The following is a 22,495-nucleotide window of genomic DNA, read 5'->3' as shown; positions in this document are numbered from 1 at the left end:
GGCCGGGGGGCGGGGTTTGCCCCGGGTTGTGGGCCGGCGGGGGGCGGGGGGGGCCCCACCGCCGAAGATCTCTTCGATGGTATAGCCGTCGGCCTTGGCGAGCCGGGCCAGCTTGGCGCGAACCTTGGCGATGGGCGGGCGCTTTGCCACGATGGTGCGTTGCTTCTGGGCGGTCTTGATGAGGGCACTCAACTGCTTGGCCGACAGGCCGGTCAGATCGATGGTCATTATTACTCCGGTGCAAAGGGTGGAAAAAACGGCCATTCCTTGGCGCCGGCGGAAAGAATAATCGCAGATTATGTGGATTACAAACTTCCCGGATACTGTTTTGCGCAATAAGGCCGAATCTGTGGATGCGAGCCCGTTTTAACAACGATGCTGCGGTGCGACATCGCGAAGAAGGCTTCGAGGTATCGTTAAAAACGATCGCGGGCGATACTAATCCGGCGTTAAATGGGCGCGGAAGTCCGGTTCTCGTCAGATCGCAAAAAACAAATCATCCATTTCCGTGCCGGAGGAGCCAGGTCGGGTTTGGAATCCCTGGCCCGCAAGACCGGCGGCCGGATCCGGGGCGATCGCTGTCCCGGGTGCGTTTTGCTTGCCCGGGCTGCGCGGGTGTCGTGGGCGGGGCGTCCATTCCCGCATCGGCAGCGGTCATTGCGCCCGGCACCAACCGGATATGGAATCGCCCGCTTGCGCGGGCGATTCTCCTTGCCGGTAGCGGCGGACGGCGGCTCAGGCGCCGAGGCGTTCGAGCAGCGCGGCCTTGTCCAGGTTCTCGGCCTCGCCGGCGCCGCGTGCGCGGAACTCGTAGGTACCCGCGGCCAGCCCGCGCTCGGATACGACGATGCGATAGGGAATGCCGATCAGTTCCATGTCGGCGAACATCGCGCCCGGGCGCAGGCCGCGGTCGTCCAGCACCGCGTCCACGCCGGCGGCCTGCAGCCGTTCCAGCAACTCGCCGGCGGCCTGGTCCACGGCCGCGTCGCGCTTGGGATTGATCACGCATACCGCCGCGGTCCAGGGCGCCATCGGGACGGGCCAGACGATCCCGGCGTCGTCGTGGTTCTGCTCGATCGCCGCGGCGACGATGCGGGAGATGCCGATGCCGTAGCAGCCCATCGTCATCACCGCGGCCTTGCCGTTCTCGTCGAGCACGGTGGCGCCCAGGGCTTGCGCGTACTTGCGGCCGAGCTGGAACACGTGGCCCACCTCGATGCCGCGCGCCAAGCGGATCTGGCCGCCGTCGCGGGCGCGGTCGCCCTCGGCGACGTTGCGGATGTCGGCCACGACGTCGGCTTCGGGCAGGTCGCGGTCCCAGTTGACGCCGGCGATGTGGAAGCCGGCGGCGTTGGCGCCGACGACGAAGTCGGCCATGGCCGCCACCTCGCGGTCGGCGACCACGCGGATGGGCCTGGGCGGCGCCACCGGGCCGAGGAAGCCGGGCTCGCTGCCGAGGTGCTCGCGGATCTCGCTCTCGCTGGCCATGCGGTAGTCGGCCAGGCCCGGCAACTTGGCCAGCTTGATCTCGTTGACGCTGTGGTCGCCGCGCACCAGCGCCAGCACGAAGCCGTCCTCGCCCATCACCGCGAACGACTTGACCGTGCGCTGCAGCGGGATCTGCAGCAGCTCGGCCACCTCCTCGCAGGTCTTCTGCGTGGGCGTCTCCACCCGGCGCAGGGCTTCGGCGGCGGCCGGGCGCGGCGCCGGATCGGCGGCCACCGCGGCCTCGATGTTGGCCGCGTAGTCCGAGCCGGTGGAGAATGCCAGCGCATCCTCGCCGGAATCGGCCAGCACCTGGAACTCCATCGAGGCATCGCCGCCGATGGCGCCCGAATCGGCCTGCACCGCGCGGAAATCCAGCCCCAGGCGGGTGAAGATGCGCACGTAGGCGGCCTTCATGTTCTCGTACTCGCGCGCCAGGTCCTCGTCGCTGAGGTGGAACGAGTAGGCGTCCTTCATCAGGAACTCGCGCGCGCGCATCACGCCGTAGCGCGGGCGGATCTCGTCGCGGAACTTGGTCTGGATCTGGTAGAGGTTCAACGGCAGCTGCTTGTAGCTGGAGATCTCCTGGCGCACGAAGTCGGTCACTGCCTCTTCCGCGGTGGGGCTGTAGCAGAAGTCCTGCTCCTTGGCGTCCTTGATCTTCAGCAGCAGGGCGCCGAACTTCTCCCAGCGCCCGCTTTCCTCCCACAGCTCGCGCGGCTGGATGGTGGGCAGCAGCATCTCGATGGCGCCGGCGCGGTTCATCTCCTCGCGCACGACCGCCTCCACCTTGCGCAGCACGCGCAGGCCCAGCGGCGACCAGGTGTACAGGCCGGAGGCGAGCTTGCGGATCATGCCGGCGCGCAGCATCAGCCGGTGGCTGACGAGTTCGGCGTCGGCAGGGGTTTCCTTGGTGGTGTGCAGGTGGAACTGGGAAAGGCGCATGGACAGGGTTCGCGGACGGCGGAAACCGCTATTTTGCCGTAGAGCGCGGCCCGCTGCGCTGGGCATGTGCATGCGGTACCGGATCGGGGAGGTGCTGGGCGATGCTTGGAACCCGTTCACGATCCCAAGTAGGGATGCAGCCTGCTGATCGCTCGCGGTGACGCCGCCATGACCTGCGCACAGTCCCACGCAGGAGCGACCTGTAGGAGCGACTTCAGTCGCGATGGGGCTCTACCGGGAAAGCCTCATCGCGACTGAAGTCGCTCCTACGGGAGATCGCGAGCCGGTTCCTGAAAGTCCCGGAATCCGGCGATCCCCTTCTCCCGCTTGCGGGGGAAGGTGGCGCGCAGCGCCGGATGGGGGGGGGGGCTTTTGCCGTGGCTTCCCGATGCTCCAGACAGCCCCCATCCGCCCTTCGGGCACCTTCCACCCCGAGGGTGCCCAGCCCCGCAAGCGGGAGAAGGGAGCTGCATGCCTCTGTTGTGGGCGAAGAGGGCCGGGCCGGTGCCCTGCCTACGGCGCCTGGCAATAGGCCTTGGTCGCGGCCTCGGCCAGATTCTTCTGCGCGGCGCGCTGGCCCTCGTCCAGCGTCCTGTCCGGCTTGCCGTCGCCATCGGTGTCCTGCATGACCGGGACGTCGCCCGACAGCAGTTCCAGGTTGCGGCGCGCGTCCAGGCAGCCCTGCGACTCCGGGGTCTTCTGCGCGGCGGCGACCGGGACGGTGTTGCCGTGGTTGCTGATGGTGCGCGAGGCGAACTCCTGGCCGGCCGGGGGCCTTTCCGAGTAGTGGGTCACGCCGTTGGCGTCCTTCCACTGGTAGACCTTTGCGGCATGGGCGGCAAAGCTGGCGCACAGCAGCAGGCACAACACGGGCACGGCGCGCATGGCGCTCACTCCAGGGGAACCGGGACGCCGATTGCAGCACCGCCCGGGCGCAGTGGCAAGTCGATTAAACTGCGCGGATGGACCCGACCCGACCACCGCCGCGCTCGCGCAGCATCTACCTGCTCCCCAACCTGTTCACCACCGGCGGCCTGTTCGCCGGCTTCTACGCGATCATCGCCGCGGCCAACGGCCAGTTCGTGCACGCGGCCATCGCGGTGTTCGTGGCCGCGGTGATGGACGGCCTGGACGGCCGCGTCGCGCGGTTGACCGGCACCAGCAGCGAATTCGGGGTGCAGTACGACTCGCTGGCCGACCTGGTCAGCTTCGGCATGGCGCCGGCGCTGGTGATGTACCACTGGTCGCTGGCCGAGCTGAAGTTCGACGGCGGCATCGCCGGCCGCATCGGCTGGGCGGCGGCGTTCCTGTACGCGGCCTGCGCGGCGCTGCGGCTGGCGCGCTTCAACACGCAGGTGGCGGTGGTCGACAAGCGCTGGTTCATCGGCCTGGCCAGCCCGGCGGCGGCGGGACTGATGATGTCCTTCGTGTGGGCCTTTGCCGACGGCGGCCTGGGCTGGAACGGCGGCGAGCTGCGCTACGTGGCGCTGGCGGTGACCATCGTCGCGGCGCTGCTGATGGTCAGCCGCATCCGCTTCTGGAGTTTCAAGGGCGGCGCCCAGAGCCCGCGCGCGGACCGGGTGCCGTTCCTGGCGCTGGCGCTGGTGCCGATCGTGCTGGCGATCCTGGTGATCGACCTGCCGCGCACGCTGTTCGCCGTCGGCATCGTCTATGCGCTGTCCGGCCCCGGCATGTGGCTGTGGCGGCGCTGGCGCAAGGTCCCCGAAGCCGGCGCATGAGCGCTCCCGGCAGCCACGCGCCCTGGTCCGAGCAGCAGCTGTCCTGGCTGCAGGCGATGGGGCATGTCGTCTATCTGGATCCGGCCGACGTGCCGGCGCCTGCGCCGGCGGTGGCGGCCGAGCCCGCTTCCGTACCCGCGGCGCGCCAGGAGGTCCCTCCGCGCGCGCGCGCCGAGCCGCTGCCACGGCGCGCGGCCGCGGGCGCCCCACCACCCAATCCGCCGCGCCGTGCCGCCGCAGCGGCGACGGGCTTCCGGCTGCCGGACCGGCTGCAGATCGCCTTGCTGCGCGCCTCCGGCCGCAATCCGGCCGATCCGCAGGTGCAGGCGCTGATGGCCTCGTGGCCGCTGGCCGAGCTGCGCGCCGATCCGGCCGCCAAGCGCGCGCTGTGGCCGCAGCTGCGTGCGCTGCGCAGGAAGCCGGCGCCGTGAGCGCGGTCAGCAACCGGCCGTTCGCGCCGACCCTGCGGGTCATGCGCGAGAGCGACCTCGATACGGTGATGGAGATCGAGAAGCGCGCCTATCCGTTCCCGTGGACGCGCGGCATCTTCCGCGACTGCCTGCAGGCCGGCTATCCGGGCCGGGTGATGGAAGCCGGCGGCGCGATCATCGGCTACGGCGTGCTCAGCCTGGCCGCCGACGAGGCGCACGTGCTCAACGTCTGCGTCGATCCGCAGCACCAGTCGCACGGCCATGGCCGCGACCTGCTGCGCGCGCTGGTACAGCTGGCCTGCGATCGCGGTGCGCGGCGCATCTTCCTCGAAGTGCGCCCGTCCAACGCCCCGGCGGTGGCGCTCTACCATTCCGAGGGCTTCAACGAGATCGGCCGCCGGCCGCGCTACTACCCGGCCGAGCACGGCCGCGAGGACGCGCTGGTGATGGCGATGGAGCTGTCGTTCGAGGGGATGGGGTAGGCCAGCCACGGCCTTGACGCTTCACAGGCCCGGATGCGGCGCGCGCTGGTTGCGTGGAGCGACTGGCGCCTGCCCTCAGAGCCAGCGGTGTACGCGCCGGCAGTAGTCGGCGTAGGTCCTGCCGAACCGGGCCCGCAGCGCGCGTTCCTCGGACAGGATCTGGAAGCGGCCGACGTACAGCATGTAGGCTGGTACCGCCGCGAAGGCGACGACGTTCTCCAAGGCGGTGGCTACGCCCAGCAGGATCGCGGCGTGTCCCAGGTACATGGGATTGCGCGACCAGCGATGCAGCCCGGTCTGCACCAGCCGCACGCTGTCCTGCGGCCGCAGCGGATTGACGGTCGTGCCTGCACGGCGGAATGCCCACTTCGGCGCAAGATTGAGCGCGATGCCGGCCAGCACGATGGCGCTGCCGACCGTGGTGGCGTGTGGCAAGGCGAAACGGCCGGCCGGCAGCGCGGCCGAAATTCCCCAGGCGATGACGCCGCACAGCGCCATCGCCAGCGGCGGCGGAATGCGGGCGCCCCGCGGGTTCAGAGGCGGGCCCGCTGCGCGCGCAGGCCGGCCAGCTGCGCGCTCCAGTCGGCCAGGCGCTGGCGCTCCTGCTCGACCACCGCCGCAGGCACCTTGTCGGTGAACCTGCCCAGCTTGGTCTCGCTCTTGTCCTTCTCTGCGGACACGCGGGCGATCTCCTTGTCCAGGCGCGCGCGCTCGGCATCCAGGTCGACCAGGCCTTCCAGCGGCACCAGCAGCTTCAGTTCGCCGACGATGGCGGCCGCGGCGGCGGGTGCCTGCGTATCGCCGGCCAGCCATTCGATGGCCTCCAGCCTGAGCAGGAACTGCAGTTGCGCGGCGAAGCGCTCCGCGCGCGCGCGGTCGGCCGCGGTGCCGGCCTGCAGCAGCAGGCGCACCTGCCTGGACGGCGAGACGCCCAGCTCGCTGCGCACGCGGCGCAGCGCCGACACCATCGCCTTGAGCCATTCCACGTCGGCCTCGGCGGCGGCGAAGTCCTGCCCGGCGAAATCCACCTGATCCGGATACGGCCGCAGCGAGATGGTGCGCTCGGCGATGCCCAGGCGCGGGGCGACGCTGCGCCACAGTTCCTCGGTGATGAACGGGGTCAGCGGGTGCAGCAGGCGCAGCAGCGCCTCGAGCACGTACAGCAGGGTGTGGCGGGTGGAGTCGGCGGCCACGGTGTCGTCGCCCTGCAGCGCCGGCTTGGCCAGTTCGACGAACCAGTCGCAGAACTCGTTCCAGGCGAACTCGTACAGCGCCTGCGAGAGCAGGTCGAAGCGGTAGCCGGCGAAGTGCTCCCGGGCCTCGGCGGTGACGGCGGCCAGGCGGGCGAGGATCCACTTCTCGGCGTCGGTTTGCGGATTGGGCGCGGAGCTGCCCCCATCCGCCCTGCGGGCACCTTCCCCCGCAAGCGGGAGAAGGGAGAAGCCCTCGGTATTCATCAGCACGAAGCGGCTGGCGTTCCACAGCTTGTTGCAGAAGTTCTTGTAGCCCTCGGCGCGGCCGAGGTCGAACTTGATGTCGCGGCCGTGGCCGGCCAGCGCGGCGATGGTGAAGCGCAGCGCGTCGGCGCCGTGGGCGATGATGCCCTCCGGGAACTCCTTGCGCGTGGCCTTGGCGATCTTCTCGGCCAGCCTGGGCTGCATCAGCCCGGTGGTGCGCTTGGCCAGCAGGTCGTCCAGCGAGATGCCGTCGATGATGTCCAGCGGGTCGAGCACGTTGCCCTTGGACTTGGACATCTTCTGGCCCTGCGCGTCGCGGATCAGGCCGGTGATGTAGACGTCGCGGAACGGCACCTTGCCGGTGAAGCTGTCGGTGGCCATGATCATGCGCGCCACCCAGAAGAAGATGATGTCGAAGCCGGTGACCAGCACGTCGGACGGCAGGTAGCGCTCGAAGCCGCGCTCGGCCATCGCCGTCTCGTCGGGCCAGCCCAGCGTGGAGAACGGCCACAGCTGCGAGGAGAACCAGGTCTCCAGCACGTCGCTGTCCTGGCGCAGGGCGACCTCGCCGCCCAGGCCGTGGCGCTGGCGCACCTCGTCCTCGCTGCGGCCGACGTAGATATTGTTGGCCTCGTCGTACCAGGCCGGGATGCGGTGGCCCCACCACAGCTGGCGGCTGATGCACCAGTCCTGGATGTTCTCCATCCAGTGGCGGTAGGTGTTGATCCAGTTCGGCGGGACGAACTTCACGTGTCCGGACTCGACCAGCTCCAGGCCGCGCCTGGCCAGCCCGTCCATCTTCACGAACCACTGGTCGGTCAGGTACGGCTCGATCACCTGGCCGGTGCGGTCGCCGCGCGGCACCTGCAGCTTGTGCGGCTTGGCCTCGACCAGCAGGCCGGCCGCCTCCAGCTCTTCCAGCACCACCTTGCGCGCGTCGTAGCGGTCCAGCCCGCGCAGGCGCTCGGGGGCGTTGTCGTTGAGCGCGGCCTCCGGCGTGAACAGGTTGATCATCGGCAGCGCATGGCGCACGCCGACGGCATAGTCGTTGAAGTCGTGCGCCGGGGTCACCTTGACCACGCCGGTGCCGAAGGCGCGATCGACGTAGTCGTCGGCGATGATCGGCACGCGGCGGCCGGTCAGCGGCAGGGTCACGGCCTTGCCGACCAGGCCGGCGTAGCGCGCGTCGTCCGGATGCACCATCGCCGCGGTGTCGCCGAGCAGTGTCTCCGGGCGGGTGGTGGCGACGATCAGGTAGTCGCGGCGCTCGCGCAGGACCTCGTTGCCGTCGGCATCCACCTCGACGTGCTCGTAGCTGGCGCCGTCGGCCAGCGGGTAGCGGATCGACCACAGGAAGCCGTCTTCCTCGACGTTCTCCACCTCCAGGTCGGAGATCGCCGTCTTCAGCACCGGGTCCCAGTTGACCAGGCGCTGGCCGCGGTAGATCAGGCCCTGCTCGTGCCAGCGCACGAAGGCCTCGACCACCGCCTTCGAGGGGCCCTCGTCCATGGTGAAGGTGCTGCGCGACCAGTCGGCCGAGGTGCCGAGGCGGCGCATCTGCCGCTCGATGGTGTCGCCCGAGTGCGCCTTCCACTCCCATACCTTGGCGATGAAGCCCTCGCGGCCGAGCGAGTCGCGGGTCTCGCCCTTGCCCTCGGCGGCCAGGTTGCGGCTGACCACCATCTCGGTGGCGATGCCGGCGTGGTCGCTGCCGACCTGCCACAGCGTGTCGTAGCCGCGCATGCGGTGGTAGCGCACCAGCGCGTCCATCAGCGTCTGCTGGAAGGCATGGCCCATGTGCAGCGTGCCGGTCACGTTCGGCGGCGGCAGCAGGATGGTGTAGGGCGTGCCGGTGCCGGACGGCTTGAAGTCGCCTGCGGCCTCCCACTCGGCGTACAGGCGCGATTCGAAGGACTTGGGGTCGTAGCTGGAGGCTAGGGAGGTCATTGGCGCAGGGATTGGGGATTCGGGATTGGGGATTCGTAAAGACGGGGCATCGGGACGAGGGGCTGCTTTTGCGAATCCCCAATCTCCAATCCCGAATCCCGGCTTTTCAACTACATGTCGTACTTGTTCACGTCCAGCCCGAGCGCCTTGTACTGCTTCCAGCGCTCGCGCAGCGGCTCGCGCGCGGCCGGGTCGGCCGGGACCACTTCCAGCACCCGGTCGCAGGCGCCCAGGTAGGCATCGTCGCGCAGGTTGATCACCAGCGGCCGCGACGGCGCGTCGAAGTCCGGCGTGGCGATCAGCACCGGGGTGACGTCGTCGTCCTCGTCGCTGCCGGCGATCTGGTGCGGGATGTAGGCGTCCTCGTCGAACGCCCACAGCAGGTCGTCCAGTTCCTCGGCCTGGGCGGCGTCGCGCGCCAGCACCAGCGTCGGCAGGTTGGCGTCGCAGGCCTTGCGCGCCAGCTCGCACACCAGCCGCAACGGCTGCTCGAGGAAGCGCGGCTTGGCGATCAGGTAGAAGTCGGCGCGGGGCATGGGGGCAGGGATTCGGGAATGGGGATTCGGGAATGGGCAGAGCGGAGTACGGCGATCGGGCCGATGGCGAGCAGGTCGGGCAGGGCGCTTTTCACCATTCCCTATTCCCGATTCTCAATTCCCGGCCGCGCCACCGGCGCGGTCAAGCAACCACTGGCTCAGCAGCCCGACCGGGCGGCCGGTGGCCATGCCGCGCTTGCCGTCGTCGCTGGCCACGCCGGCGATGTCCAGGTGCGCCCAGCGCTGGCCCTCGGTGAAGCGCGACAGGAAGCAGCCGGCGGTGATGGCGCCGGCCCAGCGGCCGCCGATGTTGTAGACGTCGGCGAACACCGAGTCGAGCATGCCCTGGTACTCGTCCCACAGCGGCAGGCGCCAGGCGCGGTCGAACACCTGCTCGCCGGCGGCCAGCAGCTCGTCGGCCAGGTCGTCGTGCTTGCTCATCAGCCCGGCGGTCTGGTGGCCCAGGGCGACCAGGCAGGCGCCGGTCAGGGTCGCCAGGTCGACCAGCGCGACCGGGTTGAAGCGCTGCGCGTAGGTCAGCGCGTCGCACAGGATCAGGCGCCCCTCGGCGTCGGTGTTGCCGACCTCGATGGTCTTGCCGGACATGGAGGTGATCACGTCGGAGGGCCGGTAGGCGTTGCCGTCGATGGCGTTCTCCACCGCCGGCACCACCGCCACCAGGTTCAGCGGCAGCCGGGCCTTGATCGCGGCCACGACCGTGCCCAGCGCGGTGGCGCCGCCGCACATGTCGTACTTCATCTCCTCGATGCCGCCCTGGGTCTTGAGGTTGACGCCGCCGGTGTCGAAGGTGATGCCCTTGCCGACCAGCACGTAGGGGCGGGCGTCGCCGCCGCCGTTCCACTTGAGCACCACCAGCCTGGGGCGGTTGGCCGAGCCGCGCGCCACCGCCAGCAGCGAGCCCATGCCCAGCGCTTCCATCTGCTGCTCGTCTAGGATCTCGGCCTCGGCGCCCTCGTGCGCGGCGGCGAACTTCTGCGCCTGCTCGGCGATGTAGGCCGGGGTGCAGATGTTGGGCGGCAGGTTGCCCAGCTCGCGGGCGTACTCCACGCCGGCGGCGATGGCCTGGCCCTGGGCCAGCGCGGCGGCGTCGTGGCCGGCGATCGCCAGCTGCTTCAGGCCCGGCTCGGCGGCCTTCTTCTGGCCCAGCGTGGCGGTGTAGCGGTAGCCGGCGTGGTCGGCGGCGGTGACCGCCTGGCGGATGTTCCAGGCCGCGTCGCGCCCGGGGACGGGCAGTTCGGACAGGGTCAGCAGCGCACTGGCGGCCGGGCCGGCCTTGAGCGTGCGCACGGCATCGCCGACCGCCTTGAGGTACTGCGGCACGCCGAACTTGGCCGGCTCGCCCAGCCCGACCACCAGCACCCGCGCCGCGTTCAGGCCGGGCAGGTCGTGCAGCAGCGCGGTGCTGCCGGTCTTGCCGGAGAGGTCGCCCCGCGCCGCCAGCGCCGCCAGCCGGCCGCCGGAGGCGGCATCCACGGCCTGCGCCGCGGCCGGGAGGGTCTTGTCGGCGAAGGCGCCGACCACGATGCAGTCGAACGCCGCCGTCGCCGGCGCGTCTTGATTCAGGGTGAATTCCAGGGACATTGAGCAGATTCCATAGCCGAAACGTACAATCGCGGACTGTTTACGCCGGCCATGCCAAGCTGCCGGAGCCGCGAACGAACCCCAGAGTTTAAATCAACCCCACCTCATGCCGAAGCTCGATCGATACCTGCTGGGCGATTTCGTCCAGAGTTTCTTCGCCACGTTGATCGTGCTGCTGGTGGTCAGCGCCGGCGGCGTGCTGGTGGCGATCCTCGGCAACATCGCCGACGGCCGCCTGCCGGCGCGGCTGCTGTTCTCGCAGCTGGGGCTGCAGTTCCTGGTCTACCTGCCGCTGATCCTGCCGCTGTCGCTGATGCTGGGGCTGCTGCTGGCGCTGGGGCGGCTGTACCGCGACTCGGAGATGGCGGTGATCACCTCGCTGGGCGTCGGGCCGCGGCGGCTGCTGCGGCCGATCCTGCTGCTGGTGCTGCCGGTGGTGGCGGTGGTGGCGTTGTGCTCGCTGTGGCTGGGGCCGTGGGCCAGCCGCACCGCCGAGACCATGATCGAGGACGCCAACCGCTCGGTGGTGCTGGCCGGGCTGGAGGCGGGCACCTTCACCCCGCTGTCCGGCGGCGGCATCGTCTACCTGTCCACGGTCTCGCCCGACGGCACCGGGCTGGGCAAGGTGTTCATGCAGCGGCAGAAGGACGACCGCATCGACGTGGTCAGCGCCCAGCGCGGGTCGATGTTCTTCGAGGGCAAGACCGACCGCTACCTGCGCCTCGAGGATGGCTGGCGGGTGGAGGGTCCGGCCGCCGGCGACGGGCTGGACTACCGGATCATGCGCTACGAGAGCAACGAGGTGGCGCTGCCCGACCGCAGCCAGCCGCGCGACGAGAACGACCCGGAGACGATGCCGACCACGGCGCTGTTCGGCGACGAGCGTGCGCAGGCGCAGGCCGAGCTGCAGCGGCGCATCACCCCGCCGCTGCTGGCGCTGGCGTTCGCGCTGCTGACCCTGCCGCTGTCGCGCAGCTCGCCGCGCAAGCAGAGCTATGGCCGCATCATGCTGGCGTTCCTGGCCTACGTGGTCGGCAACAACCTGATGGTCCTGGGCACGCAGTGGATCTCCACCGGCAAGCTGTCGCCGGCCTGGGGGCTGTGGTGGCTGAGCCTGCCGCTGCTGGCGTTCTCGATCTGGCTGTACCTGCGCGACGGCCGCCTGTCGCGCCCGCGGAGGACCGCATGAACCTGCGTCCGCGCCTGCACGACATCTATATCGGCAAGTCCGTGCTGTCCTCGGTGCTGCTGACCTGGGCGGTGCTGGTGGGCCTGTTCGTGATGATGGGGGTCTCCGACCAGTTCAAGGACATCGGCAAGGGCAGCTACACCTTCGCCCACGCCGTGGCCTACGTCGCCTACACGGTGCCGCGGCAGGCCTACACGGTGTTCCCGACCGCGGCGGTGATCGGTGCGCTGATGGCGCTCGGCCAGCTGGCGGCGACCTCGGAACTGACCGCGCTGCGCGCCATCGGCCTGTCGCGCAGGCGCCTGAGCGTATCCGTGTGCGCGGCACTGGTGCTGCTGACCGGGCTGATGATCGTCAACGGCGAGACCCTGGCGCCGTGGGCGCAGGCGCAGGCCGACACGGTCAAGAACAGCGCCAAGTTCAACGCCGACATGGCCACCGCGCGCTACTCCGGGCTGTGGGCGCGCGAGGGCAACACCTTCCTCAATGCGCAGAGCGGCGAGGAGCGGCTGGAGGACGGCGGCGGCACCTCGCTGCAGCTGCACGACGTGCGCCTGTACCAGATGGGCGAGGACGGCCGGCTGGAGGTGCTGACCCATGCGGTCACCGCCGAGCACCGCGCGCAGGGCTGGATCCTGCACCAGGTACGGCGCGACAGCTTCGGCGCGCGCGAGGTCACCCGGGAGACGGTCGACCAGCTGCCCTGGAACTCCAGCCTGGACCCGGCCGCGCTGGCGGCCGGACTGGCCCGGCCGCGCAACCTGTCGGTGCACGACCTGCGCAACAGCATCGAGTACCGCCGCCGCAACGGCCTGGACGCGCGCGACTACGAGGACCAGTACTGGAGCCGCTGGTTCTACCCGGTGAACGTCATCGCGCTGTGCCTGGCGGCGATCCCGTTCGCCTTCGGCACCCTGCGCAGCGGCGGCATGGGCAAGCGGCTGTTCCTGGGCATCCTGTTCGCGCTCGCGTTCTGGCTGCTGCAGCTGTTCTTCGGGCGCATGGCCGGCGCGCTCAGGTTCGACTACCGCATCGCCTATGCGCTGCCGCCGGTGGTGATGCTGGCGGTGTCCGGCTGGCTGTTCAAGCGCCGCAGCAGCTGAGGCCGCGGCGCCGCCGGGCCATGCATCGGCGCTTGTCTGTGGATTTGTGGAAGCGACCTGTAGGAGCGACTTCAGTCGCGATCGTGGCTCTACCGATAAAGCCCATCGCGACTGAAGTCGCTCCTACAGGTCGCTCCTATAGGCAGATCGCTCCTACGGGGCGTTGCAGCGATGCGACCTCGCGGGCGCCCGCGTCATCCGCGTGGCGCTGGCGCGGTCGTGCCACGTCAGCCGGTCGCGGTCCACCCATGCCCACCAGAAGCCCAGGCCGCCCAGCGCCAGCGACAGCGTGCCGATGCAGTAGCGCAGCCACAGGGCCCGCCAGGCCGGCAGCGTTGCATCGCGGCCGGCCAGCCGCAGCCGCCATGGCCGCATGCCCAGCGTCTGCCCGCCGCGGCGCCAGCTGACGGTGGCGTAGAGCCCGGTCGCCAGCCAGCAGCCCAGCCACAGCAGCCACTGCGCCGCGCTGAACGGGGCGATGTTCTCGCGCGCGCCATGGCCGGCCAGCGTATAGCCCGCGGTGAACAGCGCCGACAGCAGCAGCCACAGCGCCAGCGCCGGCCACAGGTCGTAGGACAGGGCGAGCAGGCGCCGGCCGACCAGGGCCTGGGCGCGCGCGGGCGAGGGGTCTTGCGGGGCCATGAGGAAAGGATACGGCCTGCTGCCGTCGGAGGCGGCCTTTCTGCGGCCGTCGTCCAAGCACGGGCGGTCTTCGCCTCGCGAGGCAGGGGCGCCGGGAGCTTTTGTAGCTGATCGATCCGGCGCCGGAAGCCGCGGGGGCCGGGAAAAGACGCTGTAGCGCCAGGCGCGTTGGGTAGCGCGGGCGGGGTCGAAGGCCGCTCCCGGGAGGGGGCGGTCACAAACGTCGGCCCGTGTCCCGGTGCGCTGCGCCTACCCGGGCTACGCAAAGCGGGCTCCCGGCGTGCCTGGGCAGCATCGGGACCCGGATCGAGGCTTGCGTCGAACCTTTTGCTCGTCATCCCCGCGAACGCGGGGGATCACTTCTCGGCGGCCGAAGTGCTTCACCACAGCCGAACGGCCGGTCACTGCTGATCGTCCAGGGACGCCCGGGCGGTCGCGACAACATTCATGGGCTCCACTTGCGCGGGAACGACGTCCCCCGGACGTCCCCGGATACAAATGTGCCCGCGCGGGAACGACGATGTGCTCCCATCGATGTCATCGAGCATGCCGATTGCTCCTAAGATGCTGACCATGCCTGCCTGCACCACGGCCGCCGAACGGCGGATGCTTGCGACCCACCTGCCGCAACTGCGTGCCGACGACGATGGGGTCATCGGCCGCTTCCTGGATGCGGCCTGGGCCGAGCACGGCCTGTCCAAGTCGACCCTGGCCAGCTACCGGCGCGACCTGGAAGGGCTGGCGCGCTGGCGCGACGGCGCCGGCGGCGGCCTGGCCGGTGTCGACCGGGAAGGGTTGTTCGATTACCTGGCCTGGCGCACGCGCCAGGGCTACTCGCCGCGCAGCAACGCGCGGCTGTTGTCCACGCTGCGAGCCTTCTTCGCCCAGCTGGTCCGGCGCGGCGAGCGTGGCGACGACCCCAGTGCGCTGCTGGATTCGCCCAGACTGCCGCGTTCGCTGCCCAAGGCGCTGGCCGAGAGCCAGATCGAGGCGCTGCTGGACGCGCCGGCGATCGACATCCCGCTGGGACTGCGCGACCGCGCCATGCTGGAACTGATGTACGCCGCCGGCCTGCGCGTGAGCGAGCTGGTCGGGCTGCCGGTCAATGCGGTCAACCTGCGCCAGGGCGTGCTGCGGGTGACCGGCAAGGGCAGCAAGGAACGGCTGGTGCCGCTGGGCGAGGAGTCGCAATACTGGCTGCAGCGCTACCTGGACCAGGCCCGCCCGCAGCTGAGCGGGCGCAAGGCGGTGCCGGCCGACGGCAGTGGCCAGGTGCCGATGTTCATCGACGCCGCGCTGCGGCCGGTGACGCGCCAGCAGTTCTGGGTGCTGGTCAAGCGCTACGCTGCCGCGGCCGGCATCGACCCGGCGCGGATCAGCCCGCACGGGCTGCGGCACAGCTTCGCCACCCACCTGCTCAACCACGGCGCCGACCTGCGCGCGCTGCAGATGCTGCTGGGCCACAGTTCGCTGTCGACCACCCAGATCTACACCCTGGTCGCCCGCGAACACCTGCAGCGCCTGCACAGCAAGCACCATCCGAGGGGGTGAGGCGCCTCGCGCGGCATGCCGCGCGTGCGCCGAACGCCCGGCCACGGATGGCCGGGCCGGACGACCCGGAGCCGCCTCAGCCGCGCCATGGATGGCAGCAGAACGCCGAGCAGCATGGGGACGGGACACCGGCTCGCGTGCGCCGAACGCCCGGCCGCGGATGGCCGGGCCGGACGACCCGGAGCCGCCTCAGCCGCGCCATGGATGGCAGCAGAACGCCGAGCAGCATGGGGACGGGACACCGGCTCGCGTGCGCCGAACGCCCGGCCGCGGATGGCCGGGCCGGGACGACCCGGAGCCGCCTCAGCCGCGCCATGGATGGCGGCAGAACGCCGAGCAGCATGGGGACGGGCCACTGGCTCGCGTGCGCCGAACGCCCGGCCGCGCCAGACGGAAGACAACGCGCCAGCAATGACGAACGCGTCGCCACGCGTCCATGCTGCTGCCGCCTAAGAGGAACATCCTGCCTTGAAAGCGTGCGACAGCGACGTTGCGACATCGCTTGGACTTGGAGCGTGGCGCGCATCCGATTCGCTCGTCGTCCCTGCGAAAGCGGGGACCCAGTGCCTTTAGCCTTTGAAGGATGGAGCCGTCGCATTCCTGGCTGCCGATTGATTCCAGCGCGAAAGCCGCCGGGTTCCCCCGCTTCCGCGGGGACGACGAGTCCAAGCTCCCTGCGCGGCAGGCCGAGGCCCGCCCCATGCTCCTACCGGCAAAGCCCCCATCCGGCGCTTCGCACCCCGTTCCCCCGCAAGCGGGAGAAGCAAGCCGTCGGCGCGTATGCCTCGATACCCCACAAGTCCGCTTCATCCCGCCTGTGCGAGAATCCGGCGCTACCAGATCCCCCGGAAGCCCCATGATCCGCATAGCCTTCGCCGCCCTGCTGGGCGCCGCCAGCCTTTCCGCCTGCGCCCAGCCGGCGCAGCCCGCCAAAGCCGCTTCGCCCGGCGCGGCCGCGCCCGCCGCCGCCGGCGACGTCGACCAGCGCGTGCGCAGCGCGCTCGCCCAGCTCGATCCCAATTTCAAGCCCGACTACCTCGGCGCGGCGCCGTTCCCCGGCTTCCGCGAGGTCGTGGTCGGCGGCCAGGTGCTGTACGTGTCCGACGACGGCCGCTACCTGCTGCAGGCGCAGCCGTTCGACATCCAGGCCCGCCAGTTCGCTTCCAGCGAGGGCCTGCTGGCCTACCGCCGCAAGGAGCTGGCGAGCGTGCCGGCCTCGCAGCGGATCGTCTTCGCCCCGCCCAATCCCAAGTACACGGTGAGCGTGTTCACCGACGTCGAGTGCGGCTACTGCCGCAAGCTGCACAGCGAGATCGCCGAGTTGAACAAGCAGGGCATCGCGGTGGAGTACCTGGCGTTCCCGCGCATGGGCCTGGCCAGCCAGGACTTCAAGGACATGGTCTCGGTATGGTGCGCGGCCGACAGGAAGCAGGCGCTGACCGCGGCCAAGCAGGGCAAGGCGATCGCCGCGCGCGACTGCACCAACCCGGTGGCGCTGGAGTACAAGCTGGGCGAACGCCTGGGCGTGAACGGCACGCCGGCCATCTTTGGCCCCGACGGCACCCAGCTCGGCGGCTACCTGCCGCCGGCGCAGCTGCGCCAGGCGCTGGACCGCCGCGCCGAGGCCGCCGGCAAGGGCGGTTCGCGCTGAGATCGCGGCAGGCCGGGGCCACGCCCCGGATGCCGGGTGATCGCAGGCATTGCGCGCCGTCCACCTGGGGTAGAGACCTTCGGAGCGTTGCATCGGAGCCGCACGCAGGCCCGCGCAGCCCGGGCAAGGCCGCCGCCGCATCCCTGGGTCAGCGGGCGATGTAGTTCTCCCGTCGTCGGGGGTGCTGCGCCTACCCGGACTGGACTATGGCCCCGCCCTGTCGGCCGAAGGGCGCAAGGCGGGGCAGGCTGCACCCGGCATGGGGCTGGCCGGCTTCGCCAATCCCGAATCCCGAATCCCCGCGCTCCAGCTACAATAGCCGGCCCGCTATTTCCCACGGTCTCCCGGACATGATCGTCCTCGAGGGCGCTCCCGCCCTGTCGTCGTTCCGCCGCGCTCGTCTCGAATCCCGCCTGCAAGCGATTGCGCCCGGCCTGCGCATCGCCGGCAGCTGGCACGTGTACTTCATCCAGCCACAGGCCGGCCAGGCGCCGGACCTGGAGGCGCTGCGGCGCATCCTGCAGGCCGAGGGCACCAGCGCCGCGCGCGAGCATGGCGCGGTGTCGCGCTACGTGGTGCCGCGGCTGGGCACGCTGTCGCCGTGGTCGAGCAAGGCCACCGAACTGGTGCACGGCGCCGGCGTGGCGGTGCAGCGGGTCGAGCGCGGTACCCGCATCGACCTGGCCGGCTGGCCGCAGGACGCCGCGGCGCAGGCGGCGCTGGCGCGGCTGCTGCACGATCCGATGACGCAGTCGCTGCTGGACGATGCCGGCGCCGCCCAGGCGCTGTTCGCGCCGCCGCCGCGCAAGCCGCTCGAGCGCATCGCGCTGGCCGAGCTGGAACAGGCCAACACCCGCCTCGGGCTGGCGCTGGCCGCCGACGAGATCGAGTACCTGCGTGCACGCTACGGCGAGCTGGGCCGCGATCCGTCCGACGTCGAGCTGATGATGTTCGCGCAGGCCAACTCCGAGCACTGCCGCCACAAGATCTTCAACGCCAGCTGGAGCATCGACGGCAAGCAGCAGCCGCAGTCGCTGTTCCGCATGATCCGCCACACCCACCAGCAGACCCCGCAGCACACCCTCAGCGCCTACAGCGACAACGCCGCGGTGGTGGAAGGCTTTCCCGCCTCGCGCTACCGGCCGGACCCGGCCAGCGGTGAGTACCGGGCCGAACCGGCGGTCGAGTCGGCGTTCTGCATCAAGGTCGAGACCCACAACCATCCCACCGCGATCGCGCCGTTCCCCGGCGCGGCCACCGGCGCCGGCGGCGAGATCCGCGACGAGGGCGCCACCGGCCGCGGCGGCAAGCCCAAGGCCGGGCTGACCGGCTTTTCCGTCTCGCACCTGCGCATCCCCACGCTGCCGCAGCCGTGGGAGGCACCGCGCGCGCTCAACCCGCGCATGGCGCCGGCGCTGGAGATCATGCTCGACGGCCCGCTCGGCGGCGCCGCGTTCAACAACGAGTTCGGCCGTCCCAACCTGCTGGGCTACTTCCGCAGCTTCGAACTGGCCGAAGGCAGCGCGCCGGATGGAGGCGCGCTGACCCGCGCCTACGACAAGCCGATCATGCTCGCCGGCGGCCTGGGCGCGATCGACCGCATCCAGGTGCAGAAGATCCGGCTGCAGCCGGGCGACGCGGTGATCGTGCTCGGCGGCCCGGCGATGCTGATCGGCCTGGGCGGCGGCGCCGCCAGTTCGGTGGCCTCCGGCGACAGCGCCGAGGACCTGGACTTCGCCAGCGTGCAGCGCGACAACCCGGAGATGGAGCGGCGCTGCCAGGAGGTCATCGACCGCTGCGTGGCGCTGGGCGAGGACAACCCGATCCGCTGGTTCCACGACGTCGGCGCCGGCGGCCTGTCCAACGCCATCCCCGAGCTGCTGCACGACTCCGGCGTGGGCGGCGTCATCGACCTGGACCGCGTGCCCAGCGACGACCCCTCGCTGTCGCCGCTGGAACTGTGGTGCAACGAGTCGCAGGAGCGCTACGTGCTCGGCGTGCCGCAGGACCGGCTGGACGAGTTCGCCGCGCTGTGCGCGCGCGAGCGCTGCCCGTTCGCCGCCGTCGGCGTGGCCACGGCGGAGGAAAGGCTGGTGGTGGGGTATGGCGTCTTCGGTGCCGGGAATCGGGAATCGGGAATCGGGAATGGTGAAAAGCCGACCCTGCCCGCTCCTGCCGATTCTCCATTCCCGATTTCCGATTCCCCGCACCCCATCGACCTGCCGATGGACGTCCTCTTCGGCAAGCCGCCGAAGATGCACCGCGACACCGCGCATCCGCCGGCGCCGCGCTGGCCGCGGCTGGCGACCGCCGGGCTGGACCTGCACCAGGCCGGCCTGCGGGTGCTGGCGCATCCGACCGTAGCGGCCAAGAGCTTCCTGGTCACCATCGGCGACCGCAGCGTCGGCGGGCTGACCGCGCGCGAGCAGATGATCGGTCCGTGGCAGCTGCCGCTGGCCGACTGCGCGATCACCCTGTCCGGCTTCGACACCTTCGCCGGCGAGGCGATGGCGATCGGCGAGCGCGCCCCGCTGGCGCTGCTCGACGCCGCCGCCTCGGCGCGCATGGCCGTGGGCGAGGCCATCACCAACCTGTGCGCGGCGCCGGTCGATGCGCTGGACACGGTCAAGCTGTCGGCCAACTGGATGGCCGCGGCCAACCACGACGGCGAGGACGCGCTGCTGTACGACGCGGTCAAGGCGGTGGGCATGGAACTGTGCCCGCAGATCGACCTCAGCATCCCGGTGGGCAAGGACTCGCTGTCGATGCAGGCGCAGTGGCAGGAAGCCGGGATGACCAGCCATTCGGCTGTGGAAAGCCGGGATTCGGGAATCGGGATTCGCAAGAGCGGATTCGTCGACGGCCGAAGCATCACGCTTCTCACCAATCCCGACTCCCGACTCCCGAATCCCGTCACCCACAAATCCGTCTCGCCGGTCTCGCTGGTGGTCACCGCGTTCGCGCCGGTGGCCGACGCGCGCACGCAGCTGGTCCCGCTGCTGGCGCGCGAGACCGACAGCGAGCTGTGGCTGATCGGCCTGGGCGCGGGCAAGCAGCGCCTGGGCGGTTCGGTGCTGGCGCAGGTGCATGCCGGCGACGAGGCGCTGCCGGCCTTCGCCGGCGAGGTGCCCGACCTGGACGACCCGCAGCGCCTGCGCGGCTTCTTCGAGCTGATCCGCGATGCGCGCCAGGCCGGCGTGCTACTGGCCTACCACGACCGCAGCGACGGCGGTGCCTTCGCGGCGCTGTGCGAGATGGCGTTCGCCTCGCGCATGGGCCTGGACATCTCGCTCGATGCCTGGGGCGAGGACGCCTTCGGCAGCCTGTTCAACGAGGAGCTGGGCGCCATCGTGCAGGTCGCCGGCAAGGACCGCGCCGCGTTCGCCGACCTGGTCGAGCGCCATGCCCTGACCGAATGCGCGCAGCGCATCGCGCGCCCGACCACCGCGCCGGTGGTGCGCGTCACCGAGGGCAACGACACCCTGGCCGAATGGCGCTGGGAAGAGCTGTTCGATGCCTGGTGGTCGGTCACCCACGCCATGCAGAGGCTGCGCGACAACCCCGAGGCCGCCGATGCCGAGCGCGCGCTGGCGCGCGATTTCGCCGCCCCGGGGCTGAAGCCGAAGCTGGCCTTCGACCCGGCCGAGGACGTGGCCGCGCCGTTCATCGCCACCGGCGTGCGGCCGAAGGTGGCGATCCTGCGCGAGCAGGGCGTCAACGGCCAGATCGAGATGGCCAGCGCCTTCGAGCGCGCCGGCTTCCGCGCCTTCGACGTGCACATGAGCGACCTGATCGCCGGCCGCGTGGACCTGTCCGCGTTCACCGGCCTGGCCGCGTGTGGAGGCTTCAGCTACGGCGACGTGCTCGGCGCCGGCCGCGGCTGGGCGATCTCGATCCTGGAACGGCCGGCGCTGCGCGACCAGTTCGCCGCGTTCTTCGGCCGCGCCGACACGTTCTCGCTGGGCGTGTGCAACGGCTGCCAGATGCTCAGCCAGCTCCGGGACATCATCCCCGGCGCCGAGCACTGGCCGCGCTTCCTGCGCAACCGCAGCGAGCAGTTCGAGGCGCGCACCGCGCTGCTGGAGGTGGTCGAGTCGCCGTCGATCTTCCTGCGCGGCATGGCCGGCTCGCGGATCCCGGTGGCGGTGGCGCATGGCGAGGGCCGCGCCCAGTTCGACAGCGCCGTCGACCAGGCCGCCGCCCGCGTCGCCCTGCGCTACGTCGATGGCGAGGGCAATGCCGCCGAGCACTACCCGCTCAACCCGAACGGCTCGCCCGGCGGCATCACCGGCCTGACCACCACCGACGGCCGCGCCACCATCCTGATGCCGCACCCCGAGCGCACCGCGCGCACGCTCAACCTGAGCTGGGCGCCGGCCGACTGGGCGCAGGACTCGCCGTGGCTGCGGATGTTCCGCAACGCAAGGGTATGGACCGCCTGAAGCCCCCGGGCTGACCATCGGGCATTACCGAATGCGCCAATGGAATGAAGGCCCGCCGGTTCTCCGGCGGGCCTTGCGCATGCCTGTGCCCCGGTAAAACTCCTTTCGCGTCAATGGATTGGCCGTTTTTCCCGGCCGCGGCCGCGGCAAAAGTGTCGACTCCGGCACGGTTCGTCAAAAACTTGACCTATTGAAGCTGCGGGGTTAACTATCGCTTCAGCTTCGCAGTTCGCCATCGTTCAGCAAGACCGATGGGGAAGCGACAGGCGTGAGCCTCTCGCCACCGCTTGCCGGGCTGCGCCGCCACAAGGACACCTGGGCGAATGCGCGACAGCGTTTTGCCGCGCCGGGATGTCTTTCGCCGAAAAAACAGCCACTTCAAGGAGCAGCAGTCGATGAATCGGATTTATCGCAAGGTCTGGAACGCCGTATTGGGCCAGTTGGTGGTGGCCTCGGAACTGGCCCGCGGCGACAGCACCGGGACCGCGACGGTGTCTGCTCCGCGTCCGCATGGCCAGGCCCTGGCCATCGCGATCGCACTGCTGCTGGGACCGGTGGCCGGGGCGCAGGCGCAGTCGGTCCAAGCGGGCGGCAACGTGGCGCAACCGCAGGAGGCGGCCGAGGTCGCGCAGGCCACCGGCACCTACTTCAAGGCCAGCGGCAGCGACGACAGCGACGCCGGCGCCTACGTCGAGGGCGACAACGCGCTGGCGGCGGGCGAGGCGACCAATGCGATCGGCGACGGCGCCACCGCGCTGGGCAGCGGTGCCGGCGCCTTCGCCGACAACGCCACCGCGGTCGGCTTCAACGCGCTGGCGGCGGGCGCCGGCGCATCGGCGTTCGGCCTGGACAGCCAGGCGCTGGGCGAGGACAGCGTCGCACTGGGTTCCGGCGCGCTGGCCAGCGAGATCGGCGCCAGCGCCACCGGTGCCGGGGCCGAGGCCTCCGCTGCCTACGCCACCGCCACCGGCAGCGAGGCGGTGGCCACGCAGACGCAGGCCACGGCGAGCGGCTTCCGCAGCGCGGCCAGCGGCCAGGGATCGACCGCGCTGGGCGGCTACAGCGAGGCGGGCGGCTTCCTGTCCTCGGCGCTGGGCTACGGCGCGGCGGCGTCGAGCGACTACGCCACCGCGGTCGGTGCCTCGGCCACGGCGTCCGGTTCCGGCGCGGTGGCGGTGGGCGAATCCAGCGTGGCCACCGGCGACGAGAGCGTGGCGGTGGGCGGCACCACCTTCTTCGGCTTCATTCCGGCGCAGGCCACCGGGGCCGGCGCCGCGGCCTTCGGTGCCGGGG

General features: G+C 70.8%; 15 protein-coding genes and 3 pseudogenes. 10 read left to right on the top strand and 8 right to left on the bottom strand.

The annotated features are described in order from the left end of the window. The 3 genes and pseudogenes from LRX76_RS17850 to LRX76_RS17840 form a co-directional block, all read right to left on the bottom strand. Positions 1 to 228: pseudogene (locus LRX76_RS17850) on the bottom strand (H-NS histone family protein); the annotation flags it as partial. 507 nt (positions 229 to 735) lie between these two features. Then, the gene (locus LRX76_RS17845) at positions 736 to 2,430 is read right to left on the bottom strand and encodes a proline--tRNA ligase (RefSeq protein ID WP_231806979.1); all 1,695 of its coding nucleotides are present in this window, start codon (positions 2,428 to 2,430) and stop codon (positions 736 to 738) included. 513 nt (positions 2,431 to 2,943) lie between these two features. Beyond that, positions 2,944 to 3,315: a DUF4124 domain-containing protein gene (locus LRX76_RS17840; protein ID WP_231806978.1), complete on the bottom strand. Its 372-nt coding sequence runs from the start codon at positions 3,313 to 3,315 to the stop codon at positions 2,944 to 2,946. A 77-nt stretch (positions 3,316 to 3,392) separates the two neighbouring features. Here LRX76_RS17840 and pssA point away from each other — a divergent pair, with 77 nt between their 5' ends. Genes pssA through rimI form a run of 3 tightly spaced genes read left to right on the top strand, consistent with a single transcriptional unit; the run spans position 3,393 to position 5,082 of the window. Next, positions 3,393 to 4,169 (top strand): CDP-diacylglycerol--serine O-phosphatidyltransferase, encoded by a 777-nt coding sequence (gene pssA, locus LRX76_RS17835; RefSeq protein WP_231806977.1) that lies wholly within the window; start codon positions 3,393 to 3,395, stop codon positions 4,167 to 4,169. Further along, on the top strand, positions 4,166 to 4,600 hold the full coding sequence (locus LRX76_RS17830) for an alanine acetyltransferase (protein WP_231806976.1): 435 nt from the start codon (positions 4,166 to 4,168) through the stop codon (positions 4,598 to 4,600). The genes pssA and LRX76_RS17830 overlap by 4 nt, the downstream gene beginning before the upstream one ends. After that, positions 4,597 to 5,082, top strand: coding sequence for a ribosomal protein S18-alanine N-acetyltransferase (rimI, locus tag LRX76_RS17825; protein ID WP_231806975.1), 486 nt, complete (start codon positions 4,597 to 4,599; stop codon positions 5,080 to 5,082). Before LRX76_RS17830 ends, rimI begins: the two co-directional genes overlap by 4 nt. 75 nt (positions 5,083 to 5,157) lie before the next feature. On the opposite strand, the gene LRX76_RS17820 is transcribed toward rimI, so the two are convergent. The 4 genes from LRX76_RS17820 to LRX76_RS17805 all read right to left on the bottom strand — a co-directional run bounded on the left by LRX76_RS17820 (position 5,158) and on the right by LRX76_RS17805 (position 10,624). After that, the gene (locus LRX76_RS17820; protein ID WP_231806974.1) at positions 5,158 to 5,580 is read right to left on the bottom strand and encodes an isoprenylcysteine carboxylmethyltransferase family protein; all 423 of its coding nucleotides are present in this window, start codon (positions 5,578 to 5,580) and stop codon (positions 5,158 to 5,160) included. Positions 5,581 to 5,615: 35 nt separating this feature from the next. Further along, positions 5,616 to 8,486 carry a valine--tRNA ligase gene (locus LRX76_RS17815; RefSeq protein ID WP_231806973.1) on the bottom strand — a complete coding sequence of 957 codons (2,871 nt, stop codon included), beginning with the start codon at positions 8,484 to 8,486 and terminating at the stop codon, positions 5,616 to 5,618. 110 nt (positions 8,487 to 8,596) lie between these two features. Further along, positions 8,597 to 9,022 (bottom strand): DNA polymerase III subunit chi, encoded by a 426-nt coding sequence (locus LRX76_RS17810; protein WP_231806972.1) that lies wholly within the window; start codon positions 9,020 to 9,022, stop codon positions 8,597 to 8,599. A 114-nt stretch (positions 9,023 to 9,136) separates the two neighbouring features. Continuing rightward, on the bottom strand, positions 9,137 to 10,624 hold the full coding sequence (locus LRX76_RS17805; protein WP_231806971.1) for a leucyl aminopeptidase: 1,488 nt from the start codon (positions 10,622 to 10,624) through the stop codon (positions 9,137 to 9,139). 106 nt (positions 10,625 to 10,730) lie between these two features. On the opposite strand from LRX76_RS17805, the gene lptF reads away from it, so the two are divergent. Both lptF and lptG read left to right on the top strand, forming a co-directional pair. After that, entirely contained in the window at positions 10,731 to 11,813 is a 1,083-nt protein-coding gene (gene lptF, locus LRX76_RS17800; RefSeq protein ID WP_231806970.1) for an LPS export ABC transporter permease LptF, read from the top strand. Continuing rightward, the gene (lptG, locus tag LRX76_RS17795) at positions 11,810 to 12,916 is read left to right on the top strand and encodes an LPS export ABC transporter permease LptG (protein WP_231806969.1); all 1,107 of its coding nucleotides are present in this window, start codon (positions 11,810 to 11,812) and stop codon (positions 12,914 to 12,916) included. The genes lptF and lptG overlap by 4 nt, the downstream gene beginning before the upstream one ends. A 153-nt stretch (positions 12,917 to 13,069) precedes the next feature. Here lptG and LRX76_RS17790 read toward each other — a convergent pair whose 3' ends face one another. After that, entirely contained in the window at positions 13,070 to 13,558 is a 489-nt protein-coding gene (locus LRX76_RS17790; protein WP_231806968.1) for an RDD family protein, read from the bottom strand. Between the two features lie 573 nt (positions 13,559 to 14,131). On the opposite strand from LRX76_RS17790, the gene xerD reads away from it, so the two are divergent. From xerD to LRX76_RS17765, 5 genes and pseudogenes are all read left to right on the top strand, one after another. After that, entirely contained in the window at positions 14,132 to 15,109 is a 978-nt protein-coding gene (gene xerD / locus LRX76_RS17785; protein WP_231806993.1) for a site-specific tyrosine recombinase XerD, read from the top strand. 856 nt (positions 15,110 to 15,965) lie between these two features. Next, positions 15,966 to 16,760 (top strand): DsbC family protein, encoded by a 795-nt coding sequence (locus LRX76_RS17780; RefSeq protein ID WP_231806967.1) that lies wholly within the window; start codon positions 15,966 to 15,968, stop codon positions 16,758 to 16,760. Positions 16,761 to 17,110: 350 nt separating this feature from the next. Then, the gene (purL, locus tag LRX76_RS17775; RefSeq protein WP_231806966.1) at positions 17,111 to 21,202 is read left to right on the top strand and encodes a phosphoribosylformylglycinamidine synthase; all 4,092 of its coding nucleotides are present in this window, start codon (positions 17,111 to 17,113) and stop codon (positions 21,200 to 21,202) included. 323 nt (positions 21,203 to 21,525) lie between these two features. Continuing rightward, positions 21,526 to 21,663, top strand: a pseudogene (locus LRX76_RS18855) (ESPR domain-containing protein); the annotation flags it as partial. 171 nt (positions 21,664 to 21,834) lie between these two features. Next, positions 21,835 to 22,495: pseudogene (locus LRX76_RS17765) on the top strand (hypothetical protein); the annotation flags it as partial.

The sequence above is a fragment of the Stenotrophomonas sp. MMGLT7 genome, from assembly GCF_021168555.1.
GTDB lineage: Bacteria > Pseudomonadota > Gammaproteobacteria > Xanthomonadales > Xanthomonadaceae > MMGLT7.
The sequence above is the reverse complement of the archived record's forward strand: the minus strand, read 5'-3'. Positions and strand labels throughout refer to the sequence as shown.